The organism is Micromonospora trifolii (genome assembly GCF_022229005.1).
Lineage (GTDB): Bacteria > Actinomycetota > Actinomycetes > Mycobacteriales > Micromonosporaceae > Micromonospora > Micromonospora trifolii.
Window position 1 is genome coordinate 87784 of record NZ_JAKKFD010000011.1, and the last position, 16208, is coordinate 103991.

Genomic DNA, 16208 nt, shown 5'->3' on the forward strand with positions numbered 1-16208 from the left:
GCGGCGGGCCGGGGGCGCTGATGTGTCGCCACCTGGCCTACCTGGGGCCGCCGGTCACCCTGGCCGAGCTGTTGTTCGACCCTCCGCACTCGCTGGTGCGGCAGTCCTGGGCGCCCCGCGACATGCGCGGCGGCGGCACGATCAACGCCGACGGGTTCGGCGTCGGTTGGTACCCGGGCGAGGGTGAGCCGGTGCGGTACCGGCGGGCACAGCCGATCTGGAGTGACCCGACCATCGCCCAACTGGCGGCGGTGACCCGCAGCGCGGCGGTGGTGGCGGCGGTGCGTTCGGCCACGGTCGGGATGGCGGTGCTCGACGGCGCGGCGGCGCCCTTCGCGGAGGGGCGGTGGCTGTTCAGCCACAACGGTCTGGTTCGCGGCTGGCCGGACGCCGTGGTGCCGCTCGCCGCCGGTCTGCCGGTGCGTGACCTGCTCACCCTGGACGCCACCACCGACTCGGCGCTGCTCTGGGCGCTGGTGCGGCATCGGTTGCGTGCTGGCGCCGACCCGGTCGAGGCGGTCGGGCGGACGGTGACCGACGTCGCCGCCGCCGCCCCCGGGTCGCGGCTCAACCTGCTGCTTTCCGACGGGCACCGGGTGGTGGCCAGCGTGGCGGGGCACGCGTTGTCGGTCCGCGAGACGCCGGGTTCGGTGCTGCTCGCCTCTGAGCCACACGACGACGATCCAGGGTGGCGGTCGGTGCCGGAGGGGCACCTCGTCGTCGCCACCGCGGGCGAGGTGCTGGTACGTCCACTGCCGACCCCGGTGAGCAGCGCCGGGCAGGCACGCAACGGCTGATCGAACGAAAGGAGCGAACCGATGACCGCGGAACCCCTGGAGATCTACCTCGAAGAGGGTGACCTGGAGCGTGGCCTGCGCGACGACGTCCGGGCGGGGCTGAGCGCCGAGCGGAAGTGGCTGCCGCCGAAGTGGTTCTACGACGCCCGGGGCAGCGAACTCTTCGAGGAGATCACCCGACTGCCCGAGTACTACCCGACCCGGGCCGAGCGGGCCGTGCTGGCCGCGCACGCTCCCGACATCGCGGCGCTGACCGGGGCCAAGACGCTCATCGAGTTGGGCTCCGGTTCGTCGGAGAAGACCCGGCTGCTGTTGGACGCCTTCACCCGCCGGGGTGGGCTGGGCACGTTCGTCCCGCTCGACGTGTCGGTCAGTGCGCTGCGCGGTTCCACCGCCCAGATCGCGGCCGACTATCCCCGCCTGCGGGTGCGGGGCATCGTGGGGGACTTCACCCGGCAACTGGACCGGCTGCCCACCGGCGGCCGGCGGTTGGTGGTGTTCCTCGGCGGCACCATCGGCAACCTGTTGCCCACCGAGCGGGCCGAGTTCCTGACGGCGATGCGCGCCGCGTTGGAGGTCGGCGACTGGTTGTTGCTCGGTACGGACCTGGTGAAGGACCCGTCGGTGATCGTGCCGGCCTACGACGACGCCGCCGGGGTCACCGCCGAGTTCAACCGCAACGTGCTGCACGTGATCAATCGGGAGTTGGGCGCCGATTTCGACCCGGCGGCGTTCGAGCACGTCGCCGTCTGGGATTCCGACCACGAGTGGATCGAGATGCGGTTGCGGGCGACCCGGCCGATGAGCGTGCGGGTGCTGGGGCTGACTGTCGATTTCGCGGCGGGGGAGGAGCTGCGTACGGAGGTGTCGGCGAAGTTCCACCGGGAGGGGATCGCCGCGGAGCTGGCCACGGCCGGCTTCGCCACCGCGGAGTTCTGGACCGACCCGGACGCGCTCTTCGGCGTCACGCTGGCGCGGGCGCGGTGAGCCTGTTCACCCGGCTCGGCCGGGCGGGGCGGTGATCCGATAGGCTGATCACGCGAAGGGGAGTAGCCCCCAATGTCGTGGTCGACATACTGGTGCGTTCCGCATCCGGCCACGCGGCCCCGGTTCTCCCGGGGCGGGCGAGACCTTCGACTCAGGCTGTTGCAGCCGGGTCGAGGGCGCCCCTGTACCTCCTCCCGGCCTGAACGGGAAGGACGTCATGGAGGGATTTTTCGCCGCGCTGGTCATCAGCTTCGGCGTCATCTTCGTCGCCGAGCTGGGGGACAAGTCCCAGCTGATGGCGCTGACCTTCGCCACGCGGTTCAAACCGATCCCGGTGCTGATCGGCATCACTGTCGCCACAGCGGTGGTGCACCTGGCGTCGGTCGCCATCGGCGTGGGTCTCGGGGCGGTGCTGCCGACCGAGTGGATCTCCCTGGTGGCCGGTGTGGCGTTCCTCGGGTTCGGCGCGTGGACGCTCCGCGGGGACAAGCTCACCGAGGAGGAGAAGCGCAAGGCGGAGAAGACCAGCAAGACCGCGATCGTGGCGGTGTCGGTGGCGTTCTTCCTCGCCGAGCTGGGCGACAAGACGATGCTCGCCACTATCACGCTCGCCACCAAGTACGGCTGGTTCGGCACCTGGCTCGGCTCGACCATCGGCATGGTGGCCGCGGACGCGCTGGCCATCCTGGTCGGCCGGATGCTCGGTCGGCGGCTGCCGGAGAAGACCATCAAGTACGGCGCCGCGATCCTCTTCGCCATCTCCGGTCTCTGGCTGATCCTGGAGGCGGTGAACGAGCTGACCTGAGCGCCGACTAGCCGCCCCGTGGGCGGGTAACGGCCCGGGGTGGAGCCGGCCGAGTTGTTGCGCCAGGGCGACCAGGTGCTGGTTGCCGTGGTGGAGGTGGCCGGCGCGCTGGTGATCTTCGTTGGCGCGGTGTGGGCGGCGGTGCGGTTCGTGGTCGAGGGGCTGCGACACCGCTCCGCCGCCCGCTTCACGCCGATCCGGCTCTCGCTGGGTCGCTTCCTGACCCTGGGCCTGGAATTCCAGCTGGCGGCCGACGTGCTCCGCACTGCGGTGTCCCCGTCGTTCACGCAGATCGGCCAACTGGCGGCCATCGCGACGATCCGAACGGCGTTGAACTACTTCCTGGGCCGCGAGATCCGTCAGGAGCAGAGTCAGGTGGCCGAGGGGGAGCGCCGACCGTGATGGGTGCCCTGGTCACGGCGGTCACCGCCCTGGCGCTGGTCGCCGGGGTGCTCACCACGCTCAGCACCGGGGCGTTGCGCAGCGGCGTCCGGGTGCTGCTGGACCTGCTCACCGCGGCCGGGCTGCTCCGGCTCGCCGGCGAGCCGGGTTGGAACGGCCTGGCCGGCGCGGTGGCGATCATCGCCCTGCGTCAGCTGCTCGGGGCGGCGCTCAGCCGCCCACCACCATGGTCCGGCCGACAATCCCCGGCGCGCTGCGCCGAGGACGATCACCACCTACCGTTGGCCTCGACAGGTGAAACGGGAAAAGCGGGAGGATGACCACATGAGCCGGCACGACGAACCGAACGAGTACGGCTACGCCGGCGGCGCCACCGCCCCGGAGCCGCCGCCCGGCGGGAAGCCCGATGAGCAGGATCGCGTCGAGGCGGTGGCGGTGCCGGGCGACGACCTCACCGGGCCGACGGCGGAGGCGCTGGTCGAGGAGACCGAGGACCTGCCGCCCGCCGACCGTCGGCACTGAGCGCGAGCCCGCGCGGTTGGTGCGGGGGCGCGGCACGACCGCGCACGACGCGCGCCGGCGCGCCCTTCGCGGTCGCCGGGCCGCGCCGGCGCGGTCAGCGGGCGTCGGGGTGCTGGTAGACGTCGGGTACGCCGTCCCCGTCGGCGTCCAGCCGCTCCCGCTCCGCCACCCTCCGGTACGCCGCGTTTCGGCGGCTGAGCACCGTGGCGGCCAGCCCGGCGGAGATCACCGAGCCGAGCAGCACTGCCGCCTTGACCCGGTCGTCGGCGGTGCTGCCCGCACCGAACGCCAGGTCGCCGATGAGCAGCGAGACGGTGAACCCGACACCGGCCAGCAGGGCGATGCCGAGCAGGTCGGCCCAGGTGATGTCGTCGTCCAGTTCGGCGCGGGTGAACCGGGCCAGCAGGTACGTCGAGCCGAAGATGCCGATGCTCTTGCCGAACACCAGGGCGGCGACGATGGCGATCACGATCGGGTCGCTCAGCAGGGCGCCCAGGTCGGTGCCGCGCAGCGTGACCCCGGCGGCGAAGAGAGCGAAGATCGGCACGGCGAAGCCGGCCGACACCGGCCGCCAGAGATGCTCCAGGCGGGCGGCGAGCCCACCCTCGCCCGCCTCCGCGTTGGCGGTGGCCGGCTGGTCGCCGCTCCTCGGTCGGCGGGCGAGCACCGGGACCGTGAAGCCGAGCAGGACACCGGCCACCGTGGCGTGCACGCCCGAGGCGTGCATCAGTGTCCAGGCGGCGATCGCGAGGGGGATCAGCGCCCACCACCAGGTACGCCCCCGCTGCACCAGCACCGCGAAGAGCGCGATCGGCGCCAACGCGGCCAGCAGCGGAACGGGATGGAAGTCGGCGGTGTAGAAGATCGCGATGATGGTGATCGCGAAAAGGTCGTCGACCACCGCGAGGGTGAGCAGGAATGCGCGTAGGCCCTGGGGCAGATGTGAGCTGACCACCGCGAGCACGGCGAGCGCGAAAGCGATGTCGGTGGCGGTCGGAACGGCCCACCCGCGCAGGCCCTCCCCGCCCCCGCTCAGCACCACCGCCACATAGATCAGCGCCGGCAGCAGCATCCCACCGAGCGCGGCCACCACCGGCACTACGGCCCGCCGCGGATCGCGGAGGTCACCGGCGACGAACTCCCGTTTGAGCTCCAGGCCCACCACGAAGAAGAAGATGGCCAGGAGGCCGTCCGCCGCCCAGGTGGCCAGATCCAGGTCGAGGTGCCAGGGCGCGCCGGGCCAGGGCACCACGTCGCCGAGCCGGGCGTACGAGTCGGACCACGGCGAGTTGGCCCAGATCAGCGCGATCAGAGCGCCGGACAGCAGCAGCGCGCCACCGACGGTTTCGGTACGCAGCACGTCGGCCAGGTGCCGGGCCTGCGGCCAGGACGATCGGGAGAACAGCCGGATCTTCGGCGGACGCGGGCCGGTTGGTGGGGTGGCGGAGGTCAACTTCGGGCTCACCTACAGGAGTCGGGACGGCAGGAATCCACTCGCCGACCAGACTTCCCGGCACACCGCTGTCGACCCTATCCCGCGACGCGGTCGGCGGCGACCGCTGGGCCGATCGGCCGCTGTCCGATCGGCCTTCGACTTTTTTCCCCGTTGTCGCCGCTGCCGAATGGGCGTTTGTCGGGTTGGTCATGCGGGCGCACATCTCGCCGCCGGAATATAGGTAACTCCGGACATAAGCCGTATGAACCGCTTTAATGGTTTCACGAGTTTAGAGACGACCTTGGGGGTTTTCGTGAAGTTCTTTGCCGTAACCGGACCGGCACGGGGGCGCTCCTGATGGACCTGCTCCGCCAATTGCGCCACGTGCGTCGGCACTGGTGGGTCGCGCTGGTCACGGTCATGGTGGCTCTCGGCGTCTCGGCGTTCCTGACCGTACGGGCCCAACCTCGGTACGTCGCCTCGGTGACCTTTTTCGTCACCACCCCCAGCACCGGCGTCACCGACGCCTACCAGGGCGGGCTCTTCCTCCAGCAGCGCGTCAAGTCCTACGCCGACCTGCTCAGCAGCGACCGGCTCGCGCAGAGCGTGGTGGCCGAAACTCCGGTAGGCCTCACCGCCGACGAGGTGCAGCGCCGGGTGAGCACCTCCACCGAGACCGGCACCGTGCTGCTGCGGGCCACTGTCACCGACACCGACCAGACCCGCGCGTTGCGGGTGACGGAGACCCTCGCCAAAAAGTTCGTCGAACTCGTCGAGAAGGTCGAGACGACGCCGGAGGGCAAGACACCCATCAAGATCGAGATGGTAAGTGGTCCGCGGGTCAGCGCCAACCCCGTCTCGCCGCAGCCGGTCCGCAACCTCACCCTCGGTGGCCTGGTCGGCCTGATCCTCGGCATCGGTCTGGCGATCCTGCGCGGCGTCGCCGACGTCCGACTGCGCGACGCCGCCGGCCTGCAACGCGCCACCGGCAGCCCGCTGCTCGGCGAGATTCCGTTCGAGGCCAACGCCCGCAGCGCCCCGCTGATCGTGGGCGACGCCGCGACCTCGGCGCGCGCCGAGGCGGTCCGCAAGCTGCGGACCAACCTGCGCTTCGTGGACGTCCACGAGCCGGCCCGGGTCATCGCGGTGACCAGCGCCCTCCAGGGCGAGGGCAAGACCACCCTCTCCTGCAACCTGGCCATCGCGTTGGCCGAGGCGGGCTGGCGGGTGCTGCTTGTCGACGCCGATCTGCGCCGCCCGAAGGTCGACGACTACCTGGGCCTGGACGCCGGCGTCGGCCTCACCGACGTGCTGGTCGGCGACGTGAAGGTGGGCGACGTCGTGCAGCGCTGGGGCGACAAGTCGCTGCTGGTGCTGCCCAGCGGGTCGGCCCCGCCGAACCCGAGCGAGCTGCTCGGCTCCAAGGCCATGTCGGACCTGCTGCTGGCGCTGCGTGAGTCGGCGGACATCGTGATCATCGATACCGCGCCGCTGCTCGCGGTGACCGACGGCGTGGTGGTGGCCGTGCAGGCCGACGGCGCGCTGCTGGTGACCCAGCAGGGCCGTACCTCGCGGACCCAGGTCGCCGCGGCGGCCCGGTCCCTGCACTCGGTCTCGGTCCGGCTGCTCGGCTGTGTGCTGAACATGGCCAAGGTGGCCAAGGCCGAGGCGTACCAGTACGAGGCCTACCGCGTGGTCGCCTCGACGGCCGACGCGTCGGTGCCGGCCGACCGGGCCGCGGCCGGCCGGCACAGCGCTACCGCCGACGGGGTCAACGGCGTCCCCGACCACACCCAGGAACTCACCCGGCTGCCCCGATGAGCGCGGCGAGGGGTCGCAGCGACCGTTCGATCTCCTCGGCGCACCGTCGGAAGTCGGCCGCGGTACCGCCGATCGGGTCCCGAAGGTCGTCCTCGTCCGGTGCGGCGGGTTGCAGCCGTCCCCGGGCCTGGGCGGCGGCGGCGATCGCCGCCCGCAACGGGTCGTCGGCCGAGTCGGCGGGCGGCTCGGCCGCCGCGGCCAGCCGGCCGAACTGGCGCAGCGTGAACGTCCGGTGCAGCGCTCCCGGCGCCAACGACGTGCAGACCGAGCGTTGGCGTCGGGTCGCGGTCAGCACGAGCGTCGCGTCGACCAGATACTCGGGGCGCAGCCCCCGGGTCCGGAACGCCGCCGGGTCCGCGCCGCTCTCGGTCGCGATCTCCAGGGCGTACGGGTGCATGGCCAGCCCGTCGATCGCGTCGGTGCCGGCGCTGGCCACCTCGACGGGTCGGTCGGCCAGCAGCCGGCGGGCGAGGTACTCGGCCATCGGCGACCGGCACAGGTTGGCGTGGCAGACGAACAACACGCGATCAGCCATCGGTGCCTCTCTCATCGGTACGGACACGGGCGCTCGCACCGCGAGGGCGGTGCGTCGACGCCGGTGGCCGTGCGGGGAGGGGTTGTCGGCATCGTACGCGCGCCGCACGCCGGCCGGTCGTGGTGCCGCGCCGACCGCCGGCGATCCCTGCGGGACGGGGGCGTACCGGTGAAGATCGGCATCCTGTCGTACCACTTTCCGCCCGAGCCGGCGTTCATCCCGGGGAGCCTCGCCGAGGAGTTGGCCGCGCGTGGGCACGAGGTACGGGTCCTCACCGGCTTTCCGGACTACCCCGGCGGGCACGTCTATCCCGGCTGGCGCCAGCGGTGGCACCACGAGACGCACAGCCAACGGCTGAGCGTCCGACGGGTGCCCCGGTACCCCGGCGGCGCCGCCTCCGTCGGCGGCCGGATGGCCAGCTACCTCTCCTTCGCCGGCAGCGCGGGGCTGGTCGCACGCCGGTTCCTCGGCGATGTGGATGCGCTCTACGTCTTCCAACTACCGGCGACGACGTTCGCCGCCGCCGGGGTGCTCCGGTTGCTCGGGCGGGTGCCGGCGGTGCTGCATGTGCAGGACGTCTGGGCCCGCGACGGCGCGGACGAGGGGGGCGAGGGGCGCTGGGCGGCGCGGATGGGCAGCACCATGACCCGGATCTACCGGACCGCGGCGCGAATCGCTGTCGCCGCGCCGTCGATGCGGGACCTGGTGATCGCCGCCGGCGCCGACCCGGCCCGGGTCCGGCTGGTGCTGAACTGGACCGACGAGCGGATCTTCTACCCGGCGACGCCCGGCGCGGCGGCCCGCCAGCTGGTCCGTCGCGACGGCCGGTGCGTGGTGATGCACGCCGGGACCATCGGGGCGCGGCAGGGGCTGGAGACAGCGGTCCGGGCGGCCGCGGCGCTGGACCGGACGATGGATCTGGTCCTGGTCGGTTCGGGCGCGGCGGAGCGGCGGGTGCGGGGGCTCGCCGCCGAGCTGGGCGCGGAGAACGTCCGCTTCCTGGAGCGGCGGTCGCCGGTCGACATGCCCGAGCTGTACGCCGCCGCCGACTACCAGCTGGTCATGTCGCGCGACCTTCCGGAGCTGCGCGGCACGGTGCCCGGCAAGCTCCAGGCCGCGCTCTCCTGCGCCGCGCCGGTGATCGCCTCGGCCGGTGGGGACACTGCCGAACTGGTCGAACGGGTTCGGGCCGGGCTGTCCTGCCCGCCCGAGGACTGGGCGGCGTTGGCCGACCGGTTCTGGTTGGCCGCCACCATTCCACCGCCCACCCGCGTCGAGATGGGTCGTCGGGGCCGGGCCGCGTACCTGCGCGAGATGTCGCTGCACGCCGGCGTGGACCAGATCGAACGGCTGTTGCACGAGGCGGCCGGACGGGTCGCAGAGCCCGCCACCCAACCACGAAGAAGACTCGCATAAAGGACGACAAACGCAATAACGGTACGAAGCTCCCTGAGACGTGCTAAGAACGTCAGGGAATCGACCTTCTGTCGGGTTCCGCGAACGGGAGTGTGGTGTGACGGTGAGCGAACGACCGATCCGGCGGCGGAGCCGGTCCCGGCGTCGTCGGCGAGCCCGACTGCGACGGGCCCTCCTTGGCGCCCTGGTGGTCGGCTCGCTGCTGTTGGCGACCGCCGGGTGGATCGGCTTCCGCGGCTGGCAGGCGCGCACTCACCTGCTCAACGCCGCTGGCCTGGCCCGAGAGCTGAGCGCCCAGATCGTCGGGGGGGACACCGACCGAGCCCTGCGGACGCTCGCCGCACTCCAGGAGCAGGCCGGCGCGGCACGGGCGGCAACTGCCGATCCGAGTTGGCAGCTCGGACGGCGTACGCCGATCGCCGGCGACGACCTCGACGCCGTCGCGCAGATCGCCGTCGCGATCGACGAACTGGCCCGACACGCGTTCCCGACCCTGCTTCGCACGGACCTGACCAGCCTCGTGCCGACCGGCGGAAGGGTGGACCTCGCCCGACTCGCCGCCGTCTCCACGCAGCTGGCCGAGGTCCACGAGTCGGTGCAACGTACCCGCCAGAACCTGGCGGCGGTGCCAGCCGACAGCCTGGTCAGCCAGATTCGACAGGCGCTGAGCGACCTGCGCGACGAGATCGACCGGCTGGCCAGCCTCACCACTGCCGCCGACCAGGGGGCCCGCCTCCTCCCGCCGCTGCTCGGCGCGAACGGCCCACGCCGCTACCTGCTCGTCTCGCAGAACCTCGCGGAGCTGCGCGCCACCGGCGGCATGTTCGGCGCGTACGCGATGATCGAGGCGGAGAACGGCAAGGTGAAGATGGGCAAGCAGGGCAGCAGTGCCTCGCTCGGCCGCTTCACACCGGCGGTGAAGGTGCCCGCGGAGACCCGGGCCCTCTGGACGGACCTTCCCGGCATCTATCCCGCCGACGTCAACCTGTCGCCGCACTTCCCGACCGCCGCGACGCTGTACCGCGAGATGTTCCGGCGCAAGACCGGCACCACCGTCGACGGCGTGCTCGCCGTTGATCCGGTGGTGCTGTCCTACCTGCTCAAGGCGACCGGTCCGGTGCTGGTGCCCGGCGGTGTCCCGCTCGCCAGCGAAAAGGTCGTGCAGACCCTGCTCAACGACAGCTACCAGCGCCTCGACGTCAAACAGCAGGACGACTTCTTCGCGGCCTCGGCTGCCTCGGTGTTCGACGCCTTCTTCAAGAAGAATGTCAACCCGCGGGTGTTGTTGTCCGCATTTGACCGTGCTATCACCGAACGACGGATATTGTTCTGGAGTGCCCGACCTGAGGAACAGCGGACATTCGGCGAGAGCCGCATGGCCGGGACGCTTCCGGAACAGGACACCGTGCCGACCGTCGGCGTGTTCCTCAACGACGGCAGCGGCGCGAAGCTCGGCTACTACCTGCGGCCGACGGCGAACCTCACGGTCGGCGAATGCCGGTCGGACGGCCGCCGTGAGCTCCGGCTGCGGGTGACCCTGCGCTCAACGGCGCCGAAGTCCGGACTTAGCGAATCCGTGCTCGGCCTGGGCCTGGCTGGCGATCCGTACACCGCCCGCACGTTGGTGTCGATCTTCAGCCCGGCTGGTGGAGCGGTGCTGGAGGCCCGGCTGGATGGGGCCGAGACGGCGCTTGGCAGCGGCACCGAACGCCGCCGTCAGGTGGCGACGGCCAGTGTCGATGTCGGCCCCGGCGTCGAGCGGGCGCTGGAGGTCACCGTGCTGACGGCCAAGACCGGCGTCGGACAGGCCGAGCTGTGGCTGACCCCCACCGCCAGCCCCTGGACCACCCAAGTTCATTCCGCACCAAGCTGTGATCAGTAGGAGGGAACCAATCATGCGGCTATCCCGCATCATCATGGCGCTCACGGTCGGCCTGGCCGTGGTGGCCGTGCCGACGGCAGCGGGGGCGGCACAGCCGCAGCCGACGCCCAGCGCGACCACCGACCCGCCGCAACCGCCGCCGTACCCGCCGACCGCCGCGTCGTTGACCGTCAACCGGCCGACGATCTACCTCGGCGAGACGGTGGTGCTGACCGGCACCAACTTCGGCCCGAACGAGACCGTCGACATCAACGTGACTGTCACTCCGCAGGCCGCTCCGGCCGGCGGTGCGGCTCCGGCTCGCCGCAGCGACGGCAGCACCGTGGCCATGGCTCCGGTGGCCTACCAGGCGAGCGCGCCCCTGAACTTCACGGCGTACACCAACGGTCAGGGCCGCTTCACCAAGAACTACAAGCCGTCGGTGACGGGTCTGCTGACCTTCACCGCCACGGGCCGGGAGTCCGGCCGTACCGCCACCACCGAGCTGCGCGTGCTGCACAAGAAGCAGCCGCTGCCCGTCACGGGTGACAGCCTCGGCACACCCATGAAGCTCGGCGGCGGCCTGGTCGGCGCCGGAGCGGTGATGCTGCTGCTGACACTGGCCTGGCGTCGCCGCCAGCGCTTCGGTGGTGCCGCGCACTAGTCCACACCACCGGGCTGCGCCCGGATCGCACTGAAGCTGGCGCCCGTCGGAACACTCCGACGGGCGCCAGCCTGTTCAGCCTGCGTGCGTGCCGACCCGGCGTCCGTCTTAGGGGGTTTGTACGGTCCCCGCCTTGGTGATCGACTCGGGTTCCTTGACGTCGGGGTGTCCCGGCGTCGGGGATGCCCCGACTTCCGTGAGCCCGAGTGGATCATGCCTGTGCGGGCGGTTTCGACGCCGTGGACGCCGCATCGCCTGGGTGGTTTGTTCGGCTGTGGGTGGTTGTGGGTGGTGACTGGGCGCACCCTCAGGGTGGAATCCTGGCGGGGTCGGGGTCGTTACATACCCTGACGATCGCAGGACCACCGACCCGCCGCCCGAGCGCTGGGGGCTGGTCGCGCAGGTGGGAATGCCAACCCGGACCCGGTCGTTACAGTCCCCACGAACGACCGACGGGCACCGCCTCGATGAGGGTGCCGGCGGGTGGGCCACCCCGGAATGACCCCGGCCCTCCGGTCGTTACATCTGGACCCGGCGCCACGAGCCCCCGCTCGCCAGGCCGCCGACCCCGACGCCCGACAGGGTGTCACCCCCAAGACTTTGTGCAGCGCCGGACGAGGTGCTCACACCCGTGACTGCCGTTCCCCCGATCGGTGTGTGCGGGTGTCCTACCCCCGAAGGAGCTACCCCTCATGAACACGATCTTGCGTAAGAGCATGCTGTCTGTTGCTGGTCTCGCGTTCGCCGGTGGCGTCTTCGCCGGCCCGATCGCCGCCCACGCCGCCACCCCGGCCGATGGCAAGCCCGTCGCCGCCGCCGTGCAGTCGGCAGCGCCGAAGCCGCAGGGCGACCAGTCCCACATCACCCTCACCGACGAGCAGACCGCCAACGTGAAGGCGATCATCGCCGCCACGAAGAAGGCCGGCCTGCCCGAGCGGGCCGCGGTCATCTCGATCGCGACCAGCCTGCAGGAGTCCAAGCTGGAAAACCTGGGTCACCTCGGCGACGCCAACGACCACGACTCGCTGGGCCTGTTCCAACAGCGCCCGACCAGTGGTTGGGGCACCCCCGAGCAGATCACCAACCCCGAGTACTCCACCACCGCGTTCCTCAAGGGCCTCAAGCAGGTCGACGGCTGGCAGGACATGCCCCTGACCGACGCCGCGCAGACCGTGCAGGTCTCGGCCTACCCGGACGCCTACGCCCAGTGGGAGCAGCAGGCCACCGACCTGGTCGCCCAGCACTGGAACAGCTGACCCACACGATAAGCACGCGGCACGACACCGACCGCTGGCCGGCACCCGCAACCCCGGGGTGCCGGCCAGCGGCATTTCTGTTGTAGCCGGTCGCCGGTCATCAGCCGTTGCCGCTGGAGTAGAGGTCCCGCGCGCGGCGCTGGGCCCTCGGCGGATGTGGATCACGTCGTCCAACCCGTATCCGTCCGCAGATCTTGGACAGTTTCCGTTCGCGTGGAACGGAAACTGTCCAAGATCTGCATGGACGGGACGAGGGATCACCGGTCAGTCAGTTGGCCCCGCCCTGCAGTCGCAGGTCGCACGCCGGCACGACACCGACCGCTGGCCGGCACCCCCAACCCGGGGTGCCGGCCAACTCCGTACCTCGGTCAGTTCTTGTGGTTGTGGGTGCGCCAGATGTCGATCAGCGCGGCGATCAGCGCGAGCGCGATGATGCCGGTGGCGAGCATGAGGGACTGTTCGAAGGCGTTGGTCCAGTCGCCGCGGCTGTCGGCCAGCGTGGAGAAGAACAGCGAGCCGACGGCGGCGATGCCGGCGGCGGCGCCGATCCGCTGGCCGGTCTGGAGCATGCCCGCGCCGCTGCCCGCCTGATCGACCGGCACCTCGGAGAGGGTGATCGTCTGGTTGGGGGCGATCACCAGCCCGCTGCCGATGCCGGCGACGAGCAGCGGGCCGGTGGTGACCCAGGGCGCCGGGGCGTCCGGGAAGAGGTGCAGTGCGATCACTGTGGCGGCCAGTCCGACGACCACTGTCAGCAGTCCGATGGCGACCAGTGGTCGGCCGAAGCGGTTGACGATGCGGCCACCGAGCACGGCGGCGGCCGCTGAGCCCAGGGCGAAGGGGGTGATGGCCAGGCCGGCGACGAGGGCGCTGTAGCCGAGTCCCATCTGCAGGAACAGGGTGAAGATGAAGAAGATCGCGGTGAAGCCGCCGAAGTAGACGAGCGCCAGGATCGAGCCCAGCGTGTACGACTGGAAGCTGAACAGTCGAAGGTCGAACAGGGGTTGGTGGTGGCGGCCGTACCGGCGTTCCCAGAGCCCGAAGGCGACCAGCACCGCCAGGCCGGCCGGGATGAGCGCCCACTTCCACGGGGTCTTCCACTGCTGCTCCTGCACCAGTGGCAGCAGGAGCAGGACCACACCGATGCCGAGCAGCAGGACGCCGACGGGGTCGAGTCGATGCCAGCCGCGTTGGCCGGTGGCGCGGCCGGGCAGCAGCCGCCAGCCGAGGATCACCGCGAGGATACCGACCGGCACGTTGACGAAGAAGACCCAGCGCCAGCCGTGTTCCTCGCCGCCGATGGCGATGAGCAGTCCGCCGAGCAGCGGCCCGACGGCGGTGGAGATGCCGATGGTGGCGCCGAGCAGCCCGAATGGGCGGGCGCGTTCGGGCCCGCGGAACAGTTGCTGGATCAGCCCGATGACCTGAGGGTTGACGATGCCGGCGGCGGCGCCTTGCAGCAGTCGGGCGATGACCAGCCAGGTCGGGGACGTGGCGAGGCCGGCGAGCGCGCTGGTGACTGTGAACAGCGCGATGCCGAAGACGAACGCGTTGCGTCGACCGCGGGCGTCGCCGAAGCGGCCGGCGGGCACCAGCGCCAGGCCGAAGGTGAGCGCGTACCCGGACAGGATCCACTGCAGGTCGCTCGACGATGCGTGCAGCGCCCTGTCGATGGACGGCACCGCCACGTTGACGATGCTCACGTCGAGCAGCGTCATGAAGGCGGCGACGAGTCCTACGCCGACCGCCTGCCAGCGTCGTCGGTTCTCGGCAGCGGAAACCGGCTGCGGCGTCTGTGCCGCGCTCATCGTGCCCCCCGTCGACCCTCGGTCATGCATGGTTGACCGCTACCCGGGTCGTCGGGGGGCGAACCGTGCCGGTTGGTTCCGCCGGTCACGCCATCTGGCGGGCGCAGAACCGGGGACCGAAGTCGAGGCCGGCCATCGGTGAGTCCTCGCGGTGCAGCAGGCCCTTCTCGGTGAGCAGGTGCAGGGGGCTGCCCACCTGCTCCTGGGTGAGCCCGGATTCCTCGGCGATCAGGTCCGGGTAGGGCACCTGCCCGCGTGCCTCAAGGGTCGTGACCGCCTGGTACACCCGTTGCTCGGCCTCCGACAGTTGCACCTGCTGCATGGTTCCTCCTTGTGCTCGTCCGCCACTGCTGTGGCGGTTGCCGTGCGCCGGTTACCCCCTCGGTGCCCGAAGATGCACACCCGATCAGGCGGTCGCGACGGCGGGCGGGTCCGGCGGTCGGGCCGGGTCGGTGCCCTAGGCTGCTTCCGTGATCATTTGGGATCTCGTCGTCGTCGGCGCCGGCCCCGCGGGGCTGTCCGCGGCACACGCCGCTGCCCGTGCGGGCGTCTCCACCCTTGTCGTCGAGCGAGCCGTGCACCCGCGGTACAAGACCTGCGGTGGTGGCCTGATCGGCACCTCGCTGGCGGCCGTTCAGGATCGGATCGAGGTGCCCGCGCACGACCGGGTGGACCGGGTGACGTTCACCCGCGACGGCCGTCGGGAGTTCACCCGCCGCAACGGCAGTCCGGTGGTGACCATGGTGCGCCGCGAGGAGTTCGACGACCGGCTGCGCGCGGCGGCGGTCGCCGTCGGCGCGCAGCTGCGGGAGCGGGTCGCGGTCCGCGCGATCGAGCAGGACCCCGAGGGGGTACGCCTGCGGCTGGCCGACGGTACGACGATCGCGGCTCGTGCCGTGATCGGGGCGGACGGCTCGTCGGGGGTGACCGGCCGGCACGTCGGGGTTCGGTACCGGCAGGTGGATCTGGGTCTGGAGCTGGAAATTCCGGTGCCGCCCGCCGAGCAGGAGCGGTGGCGGGGTCGGCTGCTGCTGGACTGGGGAGACATGCCGGGCTCGTACGCCTGGGTCTTTCCCAAGGGTGACCGGCTGACCGTCGGCGTGATCGCCGCGCGGGGTGCGGGGGAGGGGACCCGCGACTATCTGCGGCGGTTCGTCGACCGGTTGGGTCTGAGCGGGTTGCCGGCGGAGCACGACTCCGGTCACCTCACCCGTTGTCGGGCGCAGGATTCACCGTTGCGCAACGGCCGGGTGCTGGTCGTCGGGGATGCGGCGGGGCTGCTGGAGCCGTGGAGCCGGGAGGGCATCAGTTTCGCGTTGCGCTCCGGAGAGCTGGCCGGGGCTGCGGTCGCGGGGGGTGACCTGGCCGGGTACGAGCGGGCGGTGGCGGAGCGGCTGCTGCCGGAGATGCGGGCGGGGTTCCGGCTGCTCGACGTGTTCACCCGCCGCCCGGACGTGTTCCACGCCCTGTTGGCGACCCCGCCGGGCTGGCGGATGTTCGTGCAGTTCTGCCAGGGCCGGGCGAGCTTCGACGAGATGATGCGCCGTCGCCCGATCCGGGCCGCCCTCGCGGTGCTCGACCGGTTGTCCCACACGCCGCGCCAGGCCACCACCGCTCACCCAGGATCCTAGGACGCCTTACGGGGTGTGTGCGCGGCTACTGGCGCCGACCGGCCCGGCCACCGGAGAATCGACAGCGGAGCAGGAGGAGGCGCTGATGACCGAGCAGCCGTTCACCGACGACGAGTACGCGTTTCTGCGCCACGCGCGGTTCGGAGAGTTGCCGCCCGCCGTCCGTCCCGACGAGCGGATGGCCCTGACCGAGATCGATCCCGGGCGCGACCGGCCGGAGGAGTCCGAGGACCCGATCCGCTGGAACGTGCAGGGCTGAGAACGCGCG

General features: G+C 71.4%; 17 protein-coding genes. 13 read left to right on the plus strand and 4 right to left on the minus strand.

Translation table 11 applies throughout. The annotated features are described in order from the left end of the window. The first annotated feature begins 20 nt into the window (after positions 1-20). From egtC to NIE79_RS08030, 6 genes are all read left to right on the plus strand, one after another. On the plus strand, positions 21-797 hold the full coding sequence (egtC, locus tag NIE79_RS08005; RefSeq protein WP_238677934.1) for an ergothioneine biosynthesis protein EgtC: 777 nt from the start codon (positions 21-23) through the stop codon (positions 795-797). Positions 798-818: 21 nt separating this feature from the next. After that, positions 819-1784: an L-histidine N(alpha)-methyltransferase gene (gene egtD, locus NIE79_RS08010; RefSeq protein WP_238677935.1), complete on the plus strand. Its 966-nt coding sequence runs from the start codon at positions 819-821 to the stop codon at positions 1782-1784. 217 nt (positions 1785-2001) lie between these two features. Then, a complete protein-coding gene (locus NIE79_RS08015; RefSeq protein WP_124816196.1) occupies positions 2002-2589 on the plus strand; it encodes a TMEM165/GDT1 family protein in 588 nt (195 codons plus the stop codon). Positions 2590-2628: 39 nt separating this feature from the next. Continuing rightward, positions 2629-2991 carry a DUF1622 domain-containing protein gene (locus NIE79_RS08020; RefSeq protein WP_238677936.1) on the plus strand — a complete coding sequence of 121 codons (363 nt, stop codon included), beginning with the start codon at positions 2629-2631 and terminating at the stop codon, positions 2989-2991. After that, positions 2991-3311 carry a hypothetical protein gene (locus tag NIE79_RS08025; RefSeq protein WP_238677937.1) on the plus strand — a complete coding sequence of 107 codons (321 nt, stop codon included), beginning with the start codon at positions 2991-2993 and terminating at the stop codon, positions 3309-3311. The genes NIE79_RS08020 and NIE79_RS08025 overlap by 1 nt, the downstream gene beginning before the upstream one ends. A gap of 4 nt (positions 3312-3315) precedes the next feature. Further along, positions 3316-3513 (plus strand): hypothetical protein, encoded by a 198-nt coding sequence (locus NIE79_RS08030; RefSeq protein ID WP_238677938.1) that lies wholly within the window; start codon positions 3316-3318, stop codon positions 3511-3513. Positions 3514-3607: 94 nt separating this feature from the next. Here the strand turns inward: NIE79_RS08030 and nhaA are convergent, their stop codons facing one another. Then, positions 3608-4966, minus strand: coding sequence for a Na+/H+ antiporter NhaA (gene nhaA / locus NIE79_RS08035; RefSeq protein ID WP_274523792.1), 1359 nt, complete (start codon positions 4964-4966; stop codon positions 3608-3610). A 339-nt stretch (positions 4967-5305) separates the two neighbouring features. On the opposite strand from nhaA, the gene NIE79_RS08040 reads away from it, so the two are divergent. Next, positions 5306-6769 (plus strand): tyrosine-protein kinase domain-containing protein, encoded by a 1464-nt coding sequence (locus NIE79_RS08040; RefSeq protein WP_238677940.1) that lies wholly within the window; start codon positions 5306-5308, stop codon positions 6767-6769. Here the strand turns inward: NIE79_RS08040 and NIE79_RS08045 are convergent. Beyond that, positions 6750-7304 (minus strand): arsenate reductase/protein-tyrosine-phosphatase family protein, encoded by a 555-nt coding sequence (locus NIE79_RS08045; protein ID WP_238677941.1) that lies wholly within the window; start codon positions 7302-7304, stop codon positions 6750-6752. The two genes, NIE79_RS08040 and NIE79_RS08045, sit on opposite strands and share 20 nt — an antisense overlap. Before the next feature lie 168 nt (positions 7305-7472). Here NIE79_RS08045 and NIE79_RS08050 point away from each other — a divergent pair, with 168 nt between their 5' ends. The 4 genes from NIE79_RS08050 to NIE79_RS08065 all read left to right on the plus strand — a co-directional run bounded on the left by NIE79_RS08050 (position 7473) and on the right by NIE79_RS08065 (position 12501). After that, positions 7473-8720 (plus strand): glycosyltransferase family 4 protein, encoded by a 1248-nt coding sequence (locus NIE79_RS08050; protein WP_238677942.1) that lies wholly within the window; start codon positions 7473-7475, stop codon positions 8718-8720. A gap of 103 nt (positions 8721-8823) precedes the next feature. After that, the gene (locus tag NIE79_RS08055) at positions 8824-10602 is read left to right on the plus strand and encodes a DUF4012 domain-containing protein (RefSeq protein ID WP_238677943.1); all 1779 of its coding nucleotides are present in this window, start codon (positions 8824-8826) and stop codon (positions 10600-10602) included. A 13-nt stretch (positions 10603-10615) separates the two neighbouring features. Further along, the gene (locus NIE79_RS08060; RefSeq protein WP_238677944.1) at positions 10616-11245 is read left to right on the plus strand and encodes a hypothetical protein; all 630 of its coding nucleotides are present in this window, start codon (positions 10616-10618) and stop codon (positions 11243-11245) included. Between the two features lie 692 nt (positions 11246-11937). Continuing rightward, positions 11938-12501 carry a hypothetical protein gene (locus NIE79_RS08065; RefSeq protein ID WP_238677945.1) on the plus strand — a complete coding sequence of 188 codons (564 nt, stop codon included), beginning with the start codon at positions 11938-11940 and terminating at the stop codon, positions 12499-12501. A gap of 368 nt (positions 12502-12869) precedes the next feature. On the opposite strand, the gene NIE79_RS08070 is transcribed toward NIE79_RS08065, so the two are convergent. Both NIE79_RS08070 and NIE79_RS08075 read right to left on the minus strand, forming a co-directional pair. Continuing rightward, on the minus strand, positions 12870-14309 hold the full coding sequence (locus tag NIE79_RS08070) for an MFS transporter (protein ID WP_372471424.1): 1440 nt from the start codon (positions 14307-14309) through the stop codon (positions 12870-12872). A gap of 85 nt (positions 14310-14394) precedes the next feature. Then, the gene (locus NIE79_RS08075; protein WP_112587077.1) at positions 14395-14631 is read right to left on the minus strand and encodes a hypothetical protein; all 237 of its coding nucleotides are present in this window, start codon (positions 14629-14631) and stop codon (positions 14395-14397) included. A gap of 148 nt (positions 14632-14779) precedes the next feature. On the opposite strand from NIE79_RS08075, the gene NIE79_RS08080 reads away from it, so the two are divergent. After that, entirely contained in the window at positions 14780-15940 is a 1161-nt protein-coding gene (locus NIE79_RS08080) for a geranylgeranyl reductase family protein (protein ID WP_238677947.1), read from the plus strand. 85 nt (positions 15941-16025) lie between these two features. Beyond that, positions 16026-16199 carry a hypothetical protein gene (locus NIE79_RS08085; RefSeq protein WP_238677948.1) on the plus strand — a complete coding sequence of 58 codons (174 nt, stop codon included), beginning with the start codon at positions 16026-16028 and terminating at the stop codon, positions 16197-16199. The last annotated feature ends 9 nt before the right edge of the window (positions 16200-16208 follow it).

Coding starts and splice junctions, on each gene's coding strand:
- egtD (WP_238677935.1), top strand. CDS start 819: ATGACCGCGGAACCCCTGGAGATCTACCTCGAAGAGGGTGACCTGGAG.
- NIE79_RS08045 (WP_238677941.1), bottom strand. CDS start 7,304: ATGGCTGATCGCGTGTTGTTCGTCTGCCACGCCAACCTGTGCCGGTCG.
- NIE79_RS08040 (WP_238677940.1), top strand. CDS start 5,306: ATGGACCTGCTCCGCCAATTGCGCCACGTGCGTCGGCACTGGTGGGTC.
- NIE79_RS08015 (WP_124816196.1), top strand. CDS start 2,002: ATGGAGGGATTTTTCGCCGCGCTGGTCATCAGCTTCGGCGTCATCTTC.
- egtC (WP_238677934.1), top strand. CDS start 21: ATGTGTCGCCACCTGGCCTACCTGGGGCCGCCGGTCACCCTGGCCGAG.
- NIE79_RS08075 (WP_112587077.1), bottom strand. CDS start 14,631: ATGCAGCAGGTGCAACTGTCGGAGGCCGAGCAACGGGTGTACCAGGCG.
- NIE79_RS08085 (WP_238677948.1), top strand. CDS start 16,026: ATGACCGAGCAGCCGTTCACCGACGACGAGTACGCGTTTCTGCGCCAC.
- NIE79_RS08060 (WP_238677944.1), top strand. CDS start 10,616: ATGCGGCTATCCCGCATCATCATGGCGCTCACGGTCGGCCTGGCCGTG.
- NIE79_RS08065 (WP_238677945.1), top strand. CDS start 11,938: ATGAACACGATCTTGCGTAAGAGCATGCTGTCTGTTGCTGGTCTCGCG.
- NIE79_RS08030 (WP_238677938.1), top strand. CDS start 3,316: ATGAGCCGGCACGACGAACCGAACGAGTACGGCTACGCCGGCGGCGCC.
- NIE79_RS08025 (WP_238677937.1), top strand. CDS start 2,991: ATGGGTGCCCTGGTCACGGCGGTCACCGCCCTGGCGCTGGTCGCCGGG.
- NIE79_RS08070 (WP_372471424.1), bottom strand. CDS start 14,309: ATGAGCGCGGCACAGACGCCGCAGCCGGTTTCCGCTGCCGAGAACCGA.